Annotated in this window: 16 protein-coding genes; 12 read left to right on the plus strand and 4 right to left on the minus strand. The window is 72.5% G+C overall.

The features are described 5' to 3' along the window. Positions 1-7: 7 nt before the first annotated feature. From efeB to ACFWJX_RS28100, 3 genes are read left to right on the plus strand one after another with little or no spacing between them, the layout of a single operon-like run. A complete protein-coding gene (gene efeB / locus ACFWJX_RS28090; protein WP_383248562.1) occupies positions 8-1,261 on the plus strand; it encodes an iron uptake transporter deferrochelatase/peroxidase subunit in 1,254 nt (417 codons plus the stop codon). Between the two features lie 3 nt (positions 1,262-1,264). After that, a complete protein-coding gene (gene efeU, locus ACFWJX_RS28095) occupies positions 1,265-2,149 on the plus strand; it encodes an iron uptake transporter permease EfeU (RefSeq protein ID WP_383248564.1) in 885 nt (294 codons plus the stop codon). Then, the gene (locus ACFWJX_RS28100) at positions 2,097-3,107 is read left to right on the plus strand and encodes a hypothetical protein (RefSeq protein WP_383248566.1); all 1,011 of its coding nucleotides are present in this window, start codon (positions 2,097-2,099) and stop codon (positions 3,105-3,107) included. Before efeU ends, ACFWJX_RS28100 begins: the two co-directional genes overlap by 53 nt. Positions 3,108-3,122: 15 nt before the next feature. Here the strand turns inward: ACFWJX_RS28100 and ACFWJX_RS28105 are convergent, their stop codons facing one another. The 3 genes from ACFWJX_RS28105 to ACFWJX_RS28115 form a co-directional block, all read right to left on the minus strand. After that, positions 3,123-3,854: a bifunctional DNA primase/polymerase gene (locus ACFWJX_RS28105; protein WP_383248568.1), complete on the minus strand. Its 732-nt coding sequence runs from the start codon at positions 3,852-3,854 to the stop codon at positions 3,123-3,125. A 147-nt stretch (positions 3,855-4,001) separates the two neighbouring features. Further along, positions 4,002-4,622, minus strand: coding sequence for a TetR/AcrR family transcriptional regulator (locus ACFWJX_RS28110; RefSeq protein ID WP_383248570.1), 621 nt, complete (start codon positions 4,620-4,622; stop codon positions 4,002-4,004). Positions 4,623-4,681: 59 nt separating this feature from the next. Beyond that, complete coding sequence (locus ACFWJX_RS28115) at positions 4,682-5,677, minus strand: Gfo/Idh/MocA family protein (protein ID WP_383248572.1); 996 nt, start codon at positions 5,675-5,677, stop codon at positions 4,682-4,684. Positions 5,678-5,766: 89 nt separating this feature from the next. Between ACFWJX_RS28115 and ACFWJX_RS28120 the strand changes: the two genes are divergently transcribed. The 6 genes from ACFWJX_RS28120 (at position 5,767) to ACFWJX_RS28145 (ending at position 12,770) form a co-directional block, all read left to right on the plus strand. Next, positions 5,767-7,116 carry a multidrug effflux MFS transporter gene (locus ACFWJX_RS28120; protein WP_383248574.1) on the plus strand — a complete coding sequence of 450 codons (1,350 nt, stop codon included), beginning with the start codon at positions 5,767-5,769 and terminating at the stop codon, positions 7,114-7,116. 56 nt (positions 7,117-7,172) lie between these two features. Further along, positions 7,173-8,237 carry a serine hydrolase domain-containing protein gene (locus tag ACFWJX_RS28125; protein ID WP_383248576.1) on the plus strand — a complete coding sequence of 355 codons (1,065 nt, stop codon included), beginning with the start codon at positions 7,173-7,175 and terminating at the stop codon, positions 8,235-8,237. An 86-nt stretch (positions 8,238-8,323) separates the two neighbouring features. After that, the gene (locus tag ACFWJX_RS28130; protein ID WP_383248578.1) at positions 8,324-9,301 is read left to right on the plus strand and encodes a small ribosomal subunit Rsm22 family protein; all 978 of its coding nucleotides are present in this window, start codon (positions 8,324-8,326) and stop codon (positions 9,299-9,301) included. A 103-nt stretch (positions 9,302-9,404) separates the two neighbouring features. Then, entirely contained in the window at positions 9,405-10,190 is a 786-nt protein-coding gene (locus ACFWJX_RS28135; protein ID WP_383248636.1) for an SDR family oxidoreductase, read from the plus strand. Positions 10,191-10,571: 381 nt separating this feature from the next. After that, positions 10,572-12,035: an ABC transporter permease gene (locus ACFWJX_RS28140; RefSeq protein ID WP_383248580.1), complete on the plus strand. Its 1,464-nt coding sequence runs from the start codon at positions 10,572-10,574 to the stop codon at positions 12,033-12,035. Between the two features lie 42 nt (positions 12,036-12,077). Then, positions 12,078-12,770 carry an ABC transporter ATP-binding protein gene (locus ACFWJX_RS28145; RefSeq protein WP_383248583.1) on the plus strand — a complete coding sequence of 231 codons (693 nt, stop codon included), beginning with the start codon at positions 12,078-12,080 and terminating at the stop codon, positions 12,768-12,770. Positions 12,771-12,803: 33 nt separating this feature from the next. Here the strand turns inward: ACFWJX_RS28145 and ACFWJX_RS28150 are convergent, their stop codons facing one another. Further along, complete coding sequence (locus ACFWJX_RS28150) at positions 12,804-13,130, minus strand: nuclear transport factor 2 family protein (protein WP_383248585.1); 327 nt, start codon at positions 13,128-13,130, stop codon at positions 12,804-12,806. A gap of 154 nt (positions 13,131-13,284) precedes the next feature. Here ACFWJX_RS28150 and ACFWJX_RS28155 point away from each other — a divergent pair, with 154 nt between their 5' ends. The 3 genes from ACFWJX_RS28155 to ACFWJX_RS28165 all read left to right on the plus strand — a co-directional run bounded on the left by ACFWJX_RS28155 (position 13,285) and on the right by ACFWJX_RS28165 (position 17,299). Beyond that, complete coding sequence (locus tag ACFWJX_RS28155) at positions 13,285-13,830, plus strand: DoxX family protein (RefSeq protein WP_383248587.1); 546 nt, start codon at positions 13,285-13,287, stop codon at positions 13,828-13,830. Positions 13,831-13,982: 152 nt separating this feature from the next. After that, positions 13,983-14,396, plus strand: coding sequence for a MazG-like family protein (locus ACFWJX_RS28160; RefSeq protein ID WP_383248589.1), 414 nt, complete (start codon positions 13,983-13,985; stop codon positions 14,394-14,396). Between the two features lie 119 nt (positions 14,397-14,515). Next, positions 14,516-17,299 carry an AAA family ATPase gene (locus tag ACFWJX_RS28165; RefSeq protein ID WP_383248591.1) on the plus strand — a complete coding sequence of 928 codons (2,784 nt, stop codon included), beginning with the start codon at positions 14,516-14,518 and terminating at the stop codon, positions 17,297-17,299. The last annotated feature ends 32 nt before the right edge of the window (positions 17,300-17,331 follow it).

The following is a 17,331-nucleotide window of genomic DNA, read 5'->3' on the forward strand; positions in this document are numbered from 1 at the left end:
CACCGACATGACGGACACCGACAGCACCCCGCCCGCGCCCAGCCGGCGGGCGCTGATCGGCTGGGGCGGTGCGGGCCTCGCGCTCGGCGCCGCCGCGGCCGGCGGCGCGGCGGCGATGACCCGCACCGGCAACGACGTCGACCCGGCCGGTGCCGGGGCGGGCGGCGCGATCCCCTTCCACGGCGCCCGCCAGGCGGGCATCGCCACGCCCGTCCAGGACCGGCTGCACTTCGCCGCCTTCGACGTGACGACCACCGACCGGGCCGAGTTCGTCGAGCTGCTGAAGGACTGGACGGAAGCCGCCCGGCGGTTGACAGCCGGCCGGCCGGTGGGTGAGGGCGCGTACGGCGGGCTCGCCGAGGCGCCGCCGGACGACACCGGCGAGGCGCTGGGCCTCAAGCCGTCCCGGCTGACGCTGACGATCGGCTTCGGGCCGTCCCTGTTCACGAAGTTCGGGCTCGCCGGGCAGCGGCCCGAGGCGCTGGTGGACCTGCCGAAGTTCGCCGGGGACAACCTGGACGCGAACCGCAGCGGCGGCGACCTGTGCGTGCAGGCCTGCGCGGACGACCCGCAGGTCGCGGTGCACGCGATCCGCAACCTGGCCCGGATCGGCATGGGCAGGACCGTCATCCGCTGGTCGCAGCTCGGCTTCGGCAAGACCTCCTCCACGACGCCCGACGCGCAGACCCCGCGCAACCTGATGGGCTTCAAGGACGGCACCCGCAACATCGCGGGCACCGAGACGGACCGGCTGGAGAAGTTCGTCTGGGTCGGCGAGAAGGACGGTCCCGCCTGGATGACGGGCGGCTCCTACCTCGTGGCCCGCCGCATCCGCATGCACATCGAGACCTGGGACCGCACCTCGCTCCAGGAGCAGGAGGACATCTTCGGCCGCGACAAGGGCGAGGGCGCCCCGGTCGGCAAGGCCAAGGAGCGCGACGAGCCGTTCCTGAAGGCCATGAAGCCCGACGCGCACGTACGGCTCGCGCACCCCGACTCCAACCACGGGGCGACGCTCCTGCGCCGCGGCTACTCCTTCACCGACGGCACCGACGGTCTGGGCCGGCTGGACGCGGGCCTGTTCTTCCTCGCCTACCAGCGCGACGTGCGCGAGGGGTTCATCCCCGTACAGCGCAACCTCGCGACCGACGCGCTCAACGAGTACATCCAGCACGTGGGTTCGGCCGTCTTCGCGATCCCGCCCGGCGTCCGGGACGCGGACGACTGGTGGGGCCGCACCCTGTTGGCCAAGGAGGCCTAGCCCGTGTTCTCCAACTACCTGATCGGACTGCGCGAGGGCCTGGAGGCCAGTCTCGTCGTCTGCATCCTCATCGCCTACCTGGTCAAGACCGACCGCCGCGACGCCCTGAAGCCGGTGTGGGCGGGCATCGCCGTCGCGGTGCTGCTCGCGCTGGGCTTCGGCTCCGCCCTCGAATTCGGCTCCCAGGAGCTGACGTTCGAGGCGCAGGAGGCGCTCGGCGGCTCCCTGTCGATCCTGGCCGTCGTCCTGGTGACGTGGATGGTGTTCTGGATGCGGCGCACCGCCCGGCATCTGAGGTCCGAGCTGCACGGCAGGCTGGACGCCGCCCTCGCCATGGGCACCGGCGCGCTGGTCGCCACCGCGTTCCTCGCGGTGGGCCGGGAGGGCCTGGAGACGGCCCTGTTCGTGTGGGCGTCGGTGCACGCGGCCGGTGACGGCACCCCGCGCCCGCTGATCGGCGTGGCCCTCGGCCTGGCCACGGCGATCCTCCTGGGCTGGCTGTTCTACCGCGGCGCCCTGCGGATCAACCTGGCGAAGTTCTTCACCTGGACGGGCGGCATGCTCGTCGTCGTCGCGGCGGGCGTGCTGGCGTACGGCGTCCACGACCTCCAGGAGGCCGACTGGGTACCGGGTCTGACGGACAAGGCCTTCGACATCAGCGGCACGATCCCGCCCGACAGCTGGTACGGCACGCTGCTGAAGGGCGTGTTCAACTTCCAGCCGGATCCGACCGTCGTCCAGGTCACGGTGTGGCTGCTCTACCTGGTCCCGACACTCGCGCTGTTCCTCGCCCCGGTAGGGTTCGCCTCCGGGAAGGGGAGGGTGAACGCACCTGATGACCAGGGAACGCAGCCTGACGACCGGCCGTCCGCGGCGCCGCGGACGTGACCGTGACGCACTGATCGCCGTCTCGCTCACCGCCGTCACACTGACGGCGAGCGGATGTGTCGTGGTGCACGGGGAGCGCGAGGTGCTCCCCACTGCCACGAAGGCCGAAGCCGCCAAGGCGGTCGAGCAGTTCACGACCGCCTACAACAAGGCGGACGCCGCGTACGACCCCTCCCTCGACGCCGAGTACACCACCGGGGCGCTCGGCGCGATCGACGCGGCACGGCTGAAGGCGGGCCGCGTCAACAACCCGGACGGCAACCCGCAGCACACGCCGCTGACGCTGACCGACGTCAACTACACCATCCCCAAGAAGCCCGGCTGGCCCCGCTGGTTCGTCGCCGACGCGCAGGCCAACAAGGGCGGCGACGCGCGCTGGGTGCTGGTGTTCACCCGCGGCGGCCTGTCCGAGCCGTGGCAGGCGGCGTACCTCACGCTGGTGGCGCCGGGCGCGCTGCCGGAGTTCCCCAAGGACAAGGACGGCTGGGCCGAGGCCGTACCGGTCGACACCGCCGGACTGACGCGCTCGCCCGCCGGCCTGAGCGCCGACTACACGACGTACCTCAAGGACGGCGGGGACACGTTCGCCGACGGTGCCTACACCAGTGAGCTGCGCGCCACGCGCGCGAAGAACGCCAGCAAGCCGGGACTGGCCACGCAGTACATCGACGAGCCGCTGAGAGACGGCGACTTCGCGCCGCTGGCGCTGCGCACGGCGGACGGCGGAGCCGTGGTGTTCTTCGCCACGCACCACTACGTGAAGCAGACGGCGGCGGCGGGCGCGGCGGTGCCGACGCCCAACCGGAACGTCCGGGCGTTGACCACCGGGGAGATCAAGCAGTCCTTGACGATGGAGTTCGTCGCCAACGAGATGGCCGTGGTGCCGGCCGCCTCCGGCGCGGGCAAGGTGTCGATGACGAGCCGGCTGGAAGGGCTCACGGCGGCGAAGGGGGAGTAGGGGCGCTGCCCCCGCTCAGTGGCGGGTGGGCCAGGTCGCCGTCGCCTGGTCCTCGCCCACGTACTTGGCGCAGGCGTCCGTCAGGGACTCCAGGAGGGTCAAGGGGTCCGGCAGGGGGTGTTCGGGGCCTCGGAGCCAGTGCATGGCCTGGCCGTCGTCGCCGGGGAGGCGGGCCGGGGGGACCAGGACGTAGGAGCCCCGGCAGTGCCAGCGCAGGCCTGGGTGCTCGTCCATCGTCTCGGGGTGACAGTCCAGCTGGCAGGGCCACCACTCGTCCTCGTCCTCGGGGGTGCCCCGGGTGAGGGTGAAGAACAGCATGCGCCCGTCGTCGCTCTCGGCGACCGGGCCGACCTCGATGCCGGCGCCGAGCAGCCGCTCCAGGGCCTCGCGGCCGGCGTCCAGGGGTACGTCGAGGACGTCGTGGGTGGTGCCGGTCGCGGTGATGAAGTTGGCCTGCGGCTGGTGCCGGGCCCAGCGCTCGATCTGGGCGCGGTCGGTCGTGGACTGCGTGTGCCAGGCGAAGGAGAGCGGGTGCCGGCCGGGCGTCGGGCAGCCGACGCGGTCGCAGGAGCAGCGGTAGCCGGAGACCGGGTGGGCGGCGGGCGCGAGGGGCAGTCCCGCTCCGGCGGCGGCGAGGAGCAGGGCTTCACGGCCGCCGTCGTCGGCGGCTTCCTTGGGGCGGCGGCCCCGCAGCCACTGGGAGATTTTGCCCTGCTTGCCGGTCCGGCCGCCGAACTCCGCGCTCATCTATCCCCTCGCCTCGCTGTGGTGCGGACAGCATGCCCTATGGTCCCACCATCTGGCGCATCGGGGGTCCGGAGCCCCAAAAGGGGCAGGTGGGGCGAGGGTACCGATGTGCCCCACGGGGACCCCGGGCACATGGCGCCGGAGTGGTCAGCGGGGCGCGAGGCCGTACAGGGCGTAGTCGACGAGGGTGTCGGTGTACTCGTACGAGATCGGGCCCGTGTACTGGAGCCAGCGCTGGGCCAGTGGGGAGATGAAGAACTCCAGGGCGATCCGCGGGTCGACCTCGGGGCGGACCTGGCCCGCCCGCTGGGCGGCGCGCAGCCGGTCGACGTACAGCTGGAGGCTGGGTTCCATGAGCTGGGTCATGAAGCGGCGGCCGACCTCTTCGTTGACCACGCCCTCGGCGGCGAGGGCCCGGGAAGGCGCCTCGAAGCGGGGGTCCGTCAGCTGGTCGACGGTGGCCCGCAGCACGGCCTTGATGTCGGCGGCGAGGTCTCCGGTGTCCGGGATGGCGAAGTCCTCGCCCGCTTCGCGGGAGGCCTGATGGCTGAGGTCGAGGAACGCCTCCAGCAGGACGTCGGCCTTCGAACCCCACCAGCGGTAGATCGTCTGCTTGCCGACACCGGCGCGGGCGGCGATGCCCTCGATGGTTGTCCTCGGGTAGCCGACCTCCGCCACCAGGGCGAGCGCGGCGTCGTAGATCGCACGCCGGGACCGCTCGCTGCGGCGGGTGGTGTCGGGGGCCGGCTTTCCGGGTTGGGTGACCATGGGACGACGGTACCAAGAATATGAGACGGGCCGTCTCGCCATCCGGTCCGGTCGGGCGCCTACTCGCCCGGGTACCGCACGCCGATCCGTTCCCGGACGGTGTCCAGCGTCCGCATCACGGCGAGGGTGCCGTCGAGCGGGACGAGCGGGGACTCGGTCTCCCCGGCCCGCAGCGCGCGCATCACCTCACGCGCCTCGTGCCGCATCGTCGCGCGGGGCCCGTCGGCCGGGTCGGCGGTGAACTCCTCCGGGTCGCGGCCGGCCCGGTGCAGGACGAGGCGGTCGGGGTGGAAGAAGCCCGACGGGATGTCGATGCGGCCCCGCGTGCCGGTGACCGACGCGGTGACGCCCGTACCGCCGACGAGGGAGCAGTGCAGCGCGGCCAGCGCGCCGGAGTCCCAGGACAGGGCCGCCACCGTCTGGAGGTCGACGCCCTCGGCGGAGATCACGGCCTGCGCGGAGACGCTCGTGGGCTCGCCCAGCAGCAGGTGGGCGAAGGAGACCGGGTAGACGCCGAGGTCGAGGAGGGCGCCGCCGCCCTGGGCGGGGTCGCGCAGCCGGTGCGAGGGCGGGAAGGGGCCCTCCAGGCCGAAGTCGGCCTGCACGGTCCGCACGTCACCGATCGCGCCGTCGTCGACGAGCGCCTTCAGCCGGCGGATGACGGGGTTGCAGTACATCCACATGGCTTCCATCAGGAAGCGGTTGTTGTCGCGGGCCAGCCCGACGAGTTCGGTGGCCTCGCGCAGGTTCAGCGTGAACGCCTTCTCGCACAGCACGTTCCGGCCGGCCTCCAGGCAGAGCCCGGCGGCGGTGCGGTGCGCGGAGTGCGGGGTGGCGACGTAGACGACATCGATGTCCGCGTCCTTGGCCAGCGTCTCCCAGTCGCCGTACGCCCGGGGTATCCCGAAACGCTCGGCAAACGCTTGCGCCGACGTTTCGGTGCGTGACGCGACCGCCACCACCTCCGCGTCCGGCAGGTCGATCAGGTCCGCGGTGAACGCGGCGGCTATCCCGCCGGTCGCCAGAATCCCCCACCGCACCGTGTCCGTCGTCATGCGCCCACCCTCATGCCGTCCCAGCAGTCCGTACGATCCGTACGAGCTGAGAGCATAGGTGGCGCAGACGTCACCGAGGGAGGGGCCACATGGCCGAGGGTGGGGCGATACCGGACGTGTCGCAGGCGGCCGTGACCGGACAGGGGGCACCACCGCGGGCAGCGCGCCGGGCGGGGCTGCTGGTCACGCTCGTGCTGGGCGGCCTGACCGCCACTCCCCCGCTCGCCATGGACATGTATCTGCCGTCGCTGCCGGAGGTCACCGACGCGCTGCACGCGCCCGCCACCACCGTGCAGCTCACGCTGACCGCGTGCCTGGCCGGAATGGCGCTGGGGCAGCTGGTGGTCGGCCCGATGAGCGACCGCTGGGGCCGCCGCCGCCCCCTGCTCGCCGGGCTCGCCGTGTACGTCGTGGCGACCGCGCTGTGCGCGCTCGCGCCGACCGTCGAGCTGCTGGTCGCCTTCCGGCTCGCCCAGGGCCTCGCGGGCGCCGCCGGAATCGTCATCGCGCGGGCCATGGTGCGCGACCTGTACGACGGCGTGGCCATGGCCCGCTTCTTCTCCACCCTGATGCTGATCTCGGGCGTCGCCCCGGTGGTCGCGCCGCTGATCGGCGGGCAGATCCTGCGGGTGACGGACTGGCGGGGCGTGTTCGTGGTCCTCACCGCCGTCGGCATCCTGCTGACCTGTGTCGTCGCGGCCCGGCTCCCCGAGACGCTCCCGGCCTCCGAACGCCACTCCGGCGGCGTCGGGGAGGCCCTGCGCTCGATGCGCCGGCTGCTCGCCGACCCGCCCTTCACCGGCTACCTGCTGACCGGCGGCTTCGCCTTCGCCGCGCTGTTCGCGTACATCGCGGCGTCGCCGTTCGTGATCCAGGAGATCTACGGCGCCTCACCGCAGACGTTCAGTCTGCTGTTCGGCGTGAACTCCGTCGGGCTGGTCGTGGTCGGGCAGATCAACGGCAAGGTGCTGGTCGGGCGGGTCAGCCTGGACCGGGTCCTGGCGGCCGGCCTCGTGGTCGTCACGCTGGCCGCGACCGCGCTGCTGCTGATGGCGACGGGCGTGTTCGGCGAGGCCGGGCTGGTGCCCGTGTCGGTTGCCCTGTTCGTGCTGATGTCCGCGATGGGCGTCACCCTGCCCAACGCCCAGACCCTCGCGCTGTTGCGGGTACGCCACTCCGCCGGGTCCGCCTCCGCGCTCCTCGGCACCACCTCCTTCGCGATCGGCGCCGTCGCCTCCCCGCTCGTCGGTGTCGCCGGCGAGGACACGGCCGTCCCGATGGCCGTCGTCCAGTTGGTGGCCGCGGTGGTGGCGCTGGCCTTCTTCGTGGGAATGTGCCGTCCCTGGAAGGACACGGGGGCGACGGGGAGCGAGAATCCCGCCAAGGGGCCTTCCGAGCCTTCCGCTCGTGCGAGGCCGGAAGTGGGAGAGGACAGCTGAGCGCTCCGAGACTGCGGGTCGACACCCCGGAACGGGCCGGGCTCGACCCCGAGGAGATGCGTCACCTCGCGCGCGGGGTCCACGAACTGACCACCGGGGAACGCCCCTGGGCGGCCGGCGTCGTCGTGGTCGCCGGGCGCGGGCCCGTCATCGCCGTGCAGGAGGCGGCGGGCTGGGCGGTGCGGTACGCGCGCTACGACCCGGAGGCCGACGCCGGAGTGGAGCTGCCGGCCGCGTCCCGCGTCCCGATGACCGTCGACACGCCCTTCGACCTCGCGTCCCTCACCAAACTGTTCACGGCGGTGGCCGCGGTGCAGCAGATCGAGCGCGGCACGCTGGGGATCGACGCGCGCGTGGGTGCGTACCTGCCCGACTTCCGGGCCGCGTCCGCCCATGACATCACCGTGCGCGGGCTCCTCACCCACACCTCGGGGCTGCGGCCCGAACTGCCGCTGTACGACTGCGCCGACGACGCCGGGCGGCTGGAGCTGCTGCGGGCGGAGGCGCCGGTGAGCGAGCCCGGGACGTACGTCTACTCGGACCTGAACATGCTGCTCCTCCAGCAGCTCCTCGAACGGCGCACCGGCCGGACGCTCGACATCCTGATCCACGACGGGATCACGCGTCCGCTGGGCATGACCTCCACCGGCTTCGGGCCCTGCCCCGGTGCGGCCGCCACGGAGGACCAGCGGCGGCCGTGGGCGAAGGCGGACCGGGGGCTGCTGCGGGGCGAGGTGCACGACGAGAACGCCTGGGCGCTGGGCGGGGTGGCCGGTCACGCGGGCCTGTTCTCGACCGGGCGTGACCTCGCGGTGTTCTGCCGGACCTTGCTCGCGGGCGGCTCGTACGGCCCCGCGCGGATCCTCGGACCCGACTTCGTGGAGCTGCTCCTGACCCCGCCGGGGCTGGGCTTCTCGGTGGACCAGGCCTGGTTCATGGGGGAACTGGCGGGGCGGGGTGCGGCCGGACACACGGGGTTCACGGGAACGTCCCTGGTGATCGACCCGTCGACGGACACCTTCCTCGTCCTGCTGGGCAACACGGTGCACCCTCGGCGGCGGGGGGTGGGCAGCGCGCCCCGGGCGGCGGCGGGGACGCGTCTGAGACGGGCGGTCCGGTGAGGGCGTCTGGGAGGAGGTCCGGGGGGCTGGGGCGGAGGCCTCCGGGGCGGGGCCCGGCGCGGTGGGGGCGCGTTTAGAATTTGCGGGTGAACGACCCCGTATCTCCGGCGGACGCCCTCCATGAGTTGCTCGACGGGCTTCCGGCCCGGCAGGCCGGTCAGGCCGTGGAGCGGCTCATCGCGAACTATCGCGGGGCGACCCCGACCGACACCCCGATCCTCCGCGACCGCGCGGACGTCGCCGCGTATGCCGCGTACCGCATGCCGGCCACCTTCGAGGCGGTCCGCTCGGCGCTGGAGGCGTTCGCGGACGCCGTCCCGGAGTGGACGCCCGGCAGCCATGTCGACGTGGGCGGGGGTACGGGCGCGGCGACCTGGGCGGTCAGCGCGACCTGGCCGGGCCGCCGCCCGGTGACGGTGCTGGACTGGGCGGAGCCCGCCCTGGCCGTCGGCCGGGAGCTGGCCGCGTCGAACCCGGCCCTGGAGCAGGTCCGCTGGCAGCGTGCCCGGATCGGCTCGGCGCTCACCCTGGAGCCGGCCGACCTGGTCACCGTCTCGTACGTGCTCAACGAACTGCCCGCCCCCGACCGCGCCGCCCTCGTGGACGCGGCCGCCTCCGCCGCGCAGGCGGTGGTGATCGTCGAGCCGGGCACCCCGGACGGCTACGGCAGGATCATCGAGGCCCGGGACCGGCTGATCGCGGCCGGCTTCCGTATCGCCGCGCCCTGCCCGCACAGCGCCGCCTGCCCGATAGTGCCCGGTGAGGACTGGTGTCACTTCTCGGCGCGGGTGAGCCGTTCCTCGCTGCACCGGCAGGTCAAGGGCGGCTCCCTGCCGTACGAGGACGAGAAGTTCGGCTATGTGGCCGCCGCCCGCTTCCCCGTCGACCCGGCCCCGTCCCGCGTGGTACGGCGGCCGCAGATCCGTAAGGGCCAGGTGCTCCTCGACCTGTGCGAGGCCGAGGAGCGGCTGACGCGGACGACGGTGTCGAAGCGGCACGGCGACCTGTACAAGGCGGCGCGGGACGCCGACTGGGGCGACGCCTGGCCGCCGCCCGCCCCCTGACTCAGGCGGGCTTGAGTCCCTGGTCGCCGACCTCGGTGAGCCGCGGGGCAGGTCGGCAGCAACCGCTCCCGTACGCTGCGGGGCCATGAACGCCATCAACGCCATGCGAACCGCCGGAGAGGCGGTGTCGGAGTCGAGGCCGGAGTCGAGGATCGCGGTGGTGACCGGTGCCGGTTCCGGCATCGGCCGCGCGGTCGCCGTGGAACTGCTGCGCGCGGGCTGGTCGGTGGCCCTGGCCGGCCGCCGCACCGGGACCCTGGAGGAGACGGCCGCACTGGTGCCGGACGCCCCGAGTCTCGCCGTACGGACGGACGTCTCACATCCCGACGAGGTGGCGGCCCTGTTCACCGCCGTGCGCGACCGGTTCGGCCGCCTCGACCTGCTGTTCAACAACGCGGGCACGTTCGGGCCGGGCGGGGTGCCGGTCGAGGAACTCCCTTACGACGCCTGGCGGCACGTGGTGGACACCAACCTCAACGGGGCGTTCCTGTGCGCGCAGGCGGCGTACCGGCAGATGAAGGAGCAGGAGCCGCGGGGCGGGCGGATCATCAACAACGGGTCGATCTCCGCGCACGCGCCCCGCCCGCACTCCGTCGCCTACACGGCCACCAAGCACGCGCTGACCGGCCTGACCAAGTCCCTGTCGCTGGACGGGCGGGCGTACGGCATCGCGGTCGGGCAGATCGACATCGGCAACGCGGCGACCGACATGACGGCGAGGATGCAGACGGGCGCGTTGCAGGCCAACGGCGAGATCGCGCCGGAGCCGGTGATGGACGTGGCCGATGTGGCGCGCACCGTGCGGCACATGGCGGAGCTGCCGTTGGAGGCGAACGTGCAGTTCGCGACGGTGCTGGCGACGGCGATGCCGTACGTGGGGCGTGGCTGAATCGTCAACCTGCACAAGTGGAGTTGAACATTCTGCGCCATAAGGACCGGTCGGAGGCTTATGCTCGACACCTCCTCCACAATTGCTTCACAGTTGGAGGGCAGAGCTTCCGCCGACCGCACCGAGGGGGGAGGACGGCAGCCGTTCCGCCGCACCGGATGGGGGTGGACCTCGCGTGAACGCCCGCGAGGTGCGCACCGGACCGCGGAACGGCTGCCGTGCACCACACACGCAGACCCAGGTGGCGGAGGTCTGGATAAAGATCCGGTCTCGGAAGCGTTTTCCCAGCTCGCGCACATCCCTTGCCCAGGGTCACTCAAAGGTTCCTCCCTAGTTTGAGGCCGCGCCCACAGCGGGCGCCAAGAACCTCTGGGGAACGGGATGTTTGGCATCTATCTCAAGCGCGAACTGGGCCGGCGCAAGAAGGCGGCCCTGGTCATCGCACTGGGTCTGGCGCTCGGTATCGCCCTGGTCATCACCGTCAACTCGGTGTCGGCCGGCATGACACAGGCACAGGACAAGGTTCTTCAGTCGCTGTACGGCCTCGGCACCGACATGACCGTCACCAAGGCCCGGACGGCGCCCACGGGCGACAGTTCCGGCGGCCCCAGATTCGAGTTCGACGCGAAGTCCGACGACGAGAAGACGGAGCAGAGTTCGGACCGGGTGACGACACAGGGAGGTCAGGCCCTGAAGTCCTCGCTCGTGGCCCAGGTCGCCGAGCAGAAGGGTGTGGCGAGCGCGGTCGGCGCCCTCACTCTCAACGTCACCAAGGTGGACGGCTCGTTCACCCAGGGCAAGGCGGAGAGTTCGACCGGCGGCCAGGCCCAGGGGCAGGGCGGCCCCGGCGGGGGCGGCGGCAGCACCGCGGCACCCCAGGTGCAGGGCGGCGGCGCCTCCTTCGACGTCAACTCGTACTCCGTGTCCGGCGTCGACGTGAGCGACCAGACCCTCGGCCCGCTGGCCGGCTCGGAGATCAGCTCCGGCGTGACCTTCACCGCGGCACAGAGCAACGCGAAGGTGGCGGTCGTCAGCACGTCGTACGCCAAGGAGAACTCGTACAAGGTCGGCTCGACGCTGACCGTCTCCGGTACGAAGTACAAGGTCATCGGCCTCGCCACGCCCGAGAGCAGCGAATCGACGACCGACGTCTACCTGCCGCTGAAGCAGGCGCAGACCCTCGCCGACGCGGCCGGCCAGGTCACCACCATCTACGTCAAGGCGACCGACTCGAAGCAGATCGACACCGTCAAGGCGGCCATCCAGAAGAACATCGCCGGTACGACGGTGACGACCTCCGCCGACCTCGCCGACACCGTCTCCGGCTCCCTCTCCACCGCCTCGGACCTCGCGGCCGGCGTCGGCAAGTGGCTGTCGATCGCGGTGCTCGTCGCGGCGTTCCTGGTGGCCGCGCTGCTCACCTCCTCGGCGGTGTCCCGGCGCGTGCGCGAGTTCGGCACGCTGAAGGCGCTGGGCTGGCCGAGCCGCCGGGTCACCCGGCAGGTGGTCGGCGAGTCCATGCTCAACGGCCTGCTGGGCGGTGTCCTCGGCATCGCGCTCGGTCTCGCTGCGGCGTACACGGTGACCGCGATCAGCCCCAAGCTGACGGCCGAACTCGGCGGCACCGGCGGTGGCGGCGGCATGGGCGGCGGTCCCGGCGGGGGCGGCCCCGGCGGGCAGGCCGCGAGCAACACGATGGAGATCGCGCTGTCCGCGCCCGTCTCCCTCACCACGGTCGCCCTCGCCGTGGGCCTGGCGGTCGCCGGCGGACTGATCGCCGGTGCCATGGGCGGCTGGCGCGCCTCCCGGATGCGTCCGGCGGACGCCCTGCGCAGCGTCTCCTGACCCGTCGACGTCTTCGCCATCTTCCTTACGGAGAAAACTCCCATGTACAAGCTCACCGGCGTCACCAAGCGCTACACGCGCGGCAAGGAGACGGTCGAGGCACTGCGCGGCGTCGACCTGACGATCGAGGACGGCGACCAGCTCGTCATCCAGGGCCCCACCGGCGGCGGCAAGTCGACGCTGCTCCAGATGATCGGCGCGCTCGACCGGCCGACCGAGGGCAGCGTCGAACTGGACGGCGTCGACCTCGCCCGCATCGGCGAGGCGAAGCTGACCCGGATGCGGGCCGAGAAGATCGGCATCATCTTCCAGTCGTTCAACCTCATCCCCACGCTGACCGCGCAGGAGAACGTCGAGACGGCCCTGGTGCCGCTCGGGGTGAAGGCCGCGGAGCGGCGCGAGCGGGCGGCGGAGGCGCTGCGCTCGGTCGGGCTCGGCGAACGTCTCGGCCACGCTCCGGCCGAACTCTCCGGCGGCCAGCAGCAGCGCGTCGCGATCGCCCGCGCGCTGGTCAAGAAGCCGAAGGTGCTGCTCGCCGACGAGCCCACCGGCAACCTCGACGAGGGCACCCGCGACGACATCATGGGCCTGCTGGAGGGCCTGTGGCACGAGTACGGGCTGACGTTCGTCCTGGTCACCCACGACTCGTCGATCGCCCGGCGGGCGCCGCGGCTGGCCACGATCGACGCGGGGAGGATCACGCTGACGGAACAGCCGGCGACCGCCGCCCGGTGAGGCAGGCCGCGCCCTCCTCGCCGCTCCGCCCTGCTAGGCCTGTCCGGTCTCGAAGCGGGAGATCCGGCCGTCGTCCTCGACGACGAAGCTCCACTTGGTGCGCATCTCGCCCCAGGTGTCATTGCTGTAGCGGGCGAGGAGGGCCCGGCCGCCGTCCGACTCGTTGTCGACCTCCAGATGACCGTGGGAGGAGAAGATCTCCCGGTCGATCCACTCGGTGAGATCGCGGTCGGAGCCGTCGTCGGCCATGGTCGCGTCCGGGGTGAGGAGCTTCAGGAAGGCCTCCCGGTCATGGGCGTTGACCGCGGAGACGAAGGCCCGGACGGCCGGGTCGGTGAGTTTTCCGGCATGGATCGTCATACGCGTCAGCCTCACACCGCGCCCACCGCCCCGCCACCCGAACGGCTTCCGGGGCGGGGCGGTCAGGTGTGAGGGGTGCCACGGTGGACACGCGGAGGGGGTTGTTCCTGTTGTCCGCCCACCTGTCCGTCCGCTCATCTCCCCGGGAGTCACCGTGACCAGTTACGACCGACGCGATCTGGGCCTGCTGCTGCTCCGGCTGGGAACCGGAGGGGTTCTGATGGCGCACGGCGCGCAGAAGCTGTTCGGCTGGTTCGGCGGCCACGGCCTGGCGGGAACCGGCCAGTTCATGGAGTCAGTCGGATACGCGCCGGGCAAGGCGAGCGCCACGGCGGCGGGCCTGGCGGAGGCCGGCGGCGGCGCGCTGCTCGCGCTGGGCCTGGCCACCCCGGCGGCGGGCGCCGCGGCGGCCGGCGCGATGACGGGCGCCTCCGCGGTCCACGTACCCAACGGCTTCTTCGCGCAGAGCGGCGGCTACGAGTACGCCGCCTCCCTCGGCCTGACCGCCGCCGGACTCGCCGTCACCGGCCCCGGCCGCCTCTCCCTGGACCACGCCCTCGGCCACACGGTCAACCGGAACTGGATGGTCCCGGCCGCCCTGGGCGCGACGGCGGCGGCGACGGCGGTCATCGTCGGCCTGCGCACCAAGCGGCTGCGGCGGCGCGAGGAGGGGGAACAGGAGGCGCTGTTCGAGGAGTGAGGGGGTGGACGGAAGCCGCCGTTCGAGGAGTGAGGGGTGGACGGAAGCCGCCGTTCGAGGAGTGAGGGGTGGACGGAAGCCGCCGTTCGAGAAGTGAGGGGGTGGACGGAAGCCGCCGTTCGAGGGCTGGCCACCGTGGGCAGGCTGCGCCCATGAACGACAGCCGACCCGGCACCCCGCAGCACCCGCCCGCCTCCGTCTCCCCTTCCGTCTCCCCGTCCCCCTCCACCACGACCGATCTCTGGGACACCGTCGACGCCCTGTGGGCCTGGCTCGACGCCGGTCAGCCGGTCGCCGGTCGGGAGGGCCTGGTCCTGCGCATCCTGAAGCTGTCCGAGGAGGTCGGCGAGGTCGCCCAGGCGGTGATCGGCGCGACGGGCCAGAACCCCCGCAAGGGCACCTCCCACTCCTGGGAGGACGTCCAGTCGGAGTTGTGCGATGTGGTCATCACGGCCCTGGTGGCACTGCGGACGCTGACACCGCAGGCACGGGAGGTGTTCGCGGGGCACCTGACGCGGGTGGCACGGCGGTCACTGGGAACCGCCGGGAAGAGGACCGCCCACTGAGCCGATGTGCGGGCGATTTCCATCGGATGGGTATCGCCGTCGAGCAGTCAACTATCTTCGCTCCCGAGAGGCGGTAACACCGCCTCCTTGATGCAGGGTCATCACAATCGGGAGCCTACGTGGTAACGCTCGTAGAGCGCGAAGAGCAGCTGCGGGAAATACACGCGACACTCGTCGATCTGCGTGAAGGAAAAGGCGGGGTGGCCCTGATCGACGGCCCCTCCGCGACGGGTAAGACCACTGTTCTCCACCATTCCTCGGCACAGGCGGCAAAATCAGGAGCCATCCTTCTGACCGCGATGTGTTCCCGCGCCGAGCGCACTCTTCCGTTCGGTGTCGTACGGCAGTTGTTCCGCCATCCGGACGTCCCCGCCGAGGCCGGCCGTCGGGCCGACGCCCTGCTGGACGCCGCGGCAGCGGCGAGTCTGCCGCGGGACGAGCACACCGACGCCCTGGGCGCCCCTCTGCTGCACGCCTTCGAAAAACTGTCCCGCATCCTGTTCGACCTCGCCGCGCAGCGGCCGCTCGTCGTCGAGATCGACGACCTCCAGCACGCGGACACCCCGTCCTGGCACTGTCTGCTGCACCTGGTGCGCAGACTGGCCACCTCACGGGTGGCGATGCTGCTCACCGACGACCCCGCGGTGGAGGCCTCATGCCTGCCCTTCCGCACCGAACTCAACCGGCAGCCGCGGGTGCGCCACGTCCGTCTGGAGCCGCTGTCCCGTGACGGCGTCGCCCAGCTCGTCCGTACCCGTCTGGGCGCCGAGCAGGAGCCCCGGCTCATCGCGGAGTTCCACGCGGCCTCCGGGGGCAACCCCCTTCTGCTGGAGGCGATGATCGACGACCGGCTGCGTCCGGGCGGCGTCCCCGGCCGGCACTACGGGCTCGCGCTGCTGAGCTGTCTGCATCGCGGGGAGCCGCTGATGCTCCGGGTGAGCAGGGCACTGGCGGTGCTCGGCCAGGACGCGGAGCCCGCGGGAGTCGGCCGCCTGGCGGACACCGGTGCCGACGACGTCCGGCAGACGGTGCGGGCGATGGAGGCGGCCGGACTGCTCGACGGCGGACGGCTGCGGCACGAGTGGGCGCGGACCGCTCTGCTGGCGGACCTGCCGGCGGCGAACCGCCGCGAACTGCACCACCGGGCGGCGCTGTTGCTGCACGAGCTGGCCCGCCCGGCCCACCGCATCGCCCCCCACCTGGTCGAGGCCGACCGGGCAGGCGAGCCGTGGGCGATCGCCGCGTTGCTGGCGGCGGCCTCCCAGGCGACGGGTGAGGACCGTACGGCCGCGGCGGTCGCCTTTCTCGCCCTGGCCCACCGTGAGTGCGCCGACCCCGGGCAGCGGACCGCGATCCTCGCCCGGCTCGTGCAGGCGCAGTGGCAGTCCGACCCTGCGACCGCCGCACGCCACCTGCCGGAACTGCTCCGCGACGTACGGGCCCGGTCCGCCTCCTCCCGCGACCGCGCCATGCTGATACGGCAGTTGCTGTGGAACGGCATGACCGAGGAGGCCACCACCGTCCTGGAGGAGCTGCGGCTCTCCACGCACGGTCGGGGTGGTGAGGAACTTCGCTCGCTGCGCGATCTGGAACTGTGGCTGCGCGCCACTCACGCGCCGCTCGCCCGTCTGCTCCACCCGCCGGCCTCCCCCGCCGGCCTGCGACCCGGCGGCGCGGTGCCCGACCAGCACACCTGGCTGGAGTCGACGGGGCTGCTCTCGGACCGTATCGCCCGGGGTCAGTGCAGGTCGGGGGTGGAACAGGCGGACCGCATGCTGCGGGAGCTGCGCCTCACGCCGGACGACATCTGGGCCGAGGAGTCCGCACTGCTGGCGCTGCTGACCCTGGTGTGCGCCGACCAGAGCGGCAAGGCGGCCGCGCACGGCGAGCGGCTGGCGGCCGAGGCGGAGACGCGGCGGGCCCCGACCTGGCAGGCGGTGTTCGCGGCGGCGCGGGCCGACATCGCGCTGCGCCAGGGCCGGCTGGCCGATGCCGCGGAGCTGGCCGAGACGGCTCTGGACCGGCTGGCGCCCAGGTCGTGGGGCGTGGCGGTCGGCTTTCCGCTGGGCGTCCTCATCCTCGCCCGGTCGCGGATGGGGCAGTACGAGGAGGTGACCACGCTGCTGGCGCAGCCGGTGCCGGACGCCATGTTCCAGAGCCGGTACAGCCTGCCGTACCTGTTCGCCCGCGGGCACCACCACCTGGCCACCAACCATCATCACGCGGCGCTCGCGGACTTCCTCTGCTGCGGGGAGCTGATGCGGAACTGGGGCCTGGACGTGGTGGGTCTCGCCGCCTGGCGGACCGGGGCCGCGGACGCGTGGTTCCGGCTGGGCAACCAGGACCAGGCCAAGCAGTTGCTGCACGACCAGCTGGCGCGGCCGGGCATCGACGGCACATCCACCCGCGCGGTCGCCCTGCGTCTGCTGGCCACGACCTGCCAGCCCGGCCGACGGCTCCAGTTGCTGACCGAGGCCCTCGAGCTGACCGAGGCCACGCTGGACCGGTTCGAGCAGGCGCGCGTGCTGGCCGACCTCAGCCGTGCCTCCCACGCCCTCGGTCAGAGCCGGCGGGCGCGGCTGCTGATCCGGCAGGCGTTGCACATCGCGGACCTGTGTGGGGCGAAGCCGCTCTCGCGGGACCTGCTCTCGGTGGCCGGCGGGGGCGACACGCTCGTGCCGCTGTCCGGTGGCTCCGACGGCATCCGCGACCTCAGTGAGTCCGAGCGGCGAGTCGCCTCGCTGGCGGTCATGGGTCACACCAACCGGGAGATCGCCGGGCGGCTGTACATCACGCCGAGCACCGTGGAGCAGCACCTCACCCGCGTGTACCGCAAGCTCAACGTCAAGCGTCGCAAGGACCTGCCGGCCGATCTGTGGACGGCCTCCAGCAGCGCGGGCTGACCCGCGGACCGTCCTCCCGCTCTCCCCGCCCC

Source organism: Streptomyces sp. NPDC058335, assembly GCF_042723915.1.
Taxonomy (GTDB): domain Bacteria; phylum Actinomycetota; class Actinomycetes; order Streptomycetales; family Streptomycetaceae; genus Streptomyces.

Coding starts and splice junctions, on each gene's coding strand:
- ACFWJX_RS28110 (WP_383248570.1), bottom strand. CDS start 4,622: ATGGTCACCCAACCCGGAAAGCCGGCCCCCGACACCACCCGCCGCAGC.
- ACFWJX_RS28145 (WP_383248583.1), top strand. CDS start 12,078: ATGTACAAGCTCACCGGCGTCACCAAGCGCTACACGCGCGGCAAGGAG.
- ACFWJX_RS28140 (WP_383248580.1), top strand. CDS start 10,572: ATGTTTGGCATCTATCTCAAGCGCGAACTGGGCCGGCGCAAGAAGGCG.
- ACFWJX_RS28160 (WP_383248589.1), top strand. CDS start 13,983: ATGAACGACAGCCGACCCGGCACCCCGCAGCACCCGCCCGCCTCCGTC.
- ACFWJX_RS28115 (WP_383248572.1), bottom strand. CDS start 5,677: ATGACGACGGACACGGTGCGGTGGGGGATTCTGGCGACCGGCGGGATA.
- ACFWJX_RS28120 (WP_383248574.1), top strand. CDS start 5,767: ATGGCCGAGGGTGGGGCGATACCGGACGTGTCGCAGGCGGCCGTGACC.
- ACFWJX_RS28125 (WP_383248576.1), top strand. CDS start 7,173: ATGCGTCACCTCGCGCGCGGGGTCCACGAACTGACCACCGGGGAACGC.
- ACFWJX_RS28150 (WP_383248585.1), bottom strand. CDS start 13,130: ATGACGATCCATGCCGGAAAACTCACCGACCCGGCCGTCCGGGCCTTC.
- efeB (WP_383248562.1), top strand. CDS start 8: ATGACGGACACCGACAGCACCCCGCCCGCGCCCAGCCGGCGGGCGCTG.
- ACFWJX_RS28100 (WP_383248566.1), top strand. CDS start 2,097: ATGACCAGGGAACGCAGCCTGACGACCGGCCGTCCGCGGCGCCGCGGA.
- ACFWJX_RS28105 (WP_383248568.1), bottom strand. CDS start 3,854: ATGAGCGCGGAGTTCGGCGGCCGGACCGGCAAGCAGGGCAAAATCTCC.
- ACFWJX_RS28135 (WP_383248636.1), top strand. CDS start 9,405: ATGCGAACCGCCGGAGAGGCGGTGTCGGAGTCGAGGCCGGAGTCGAGG.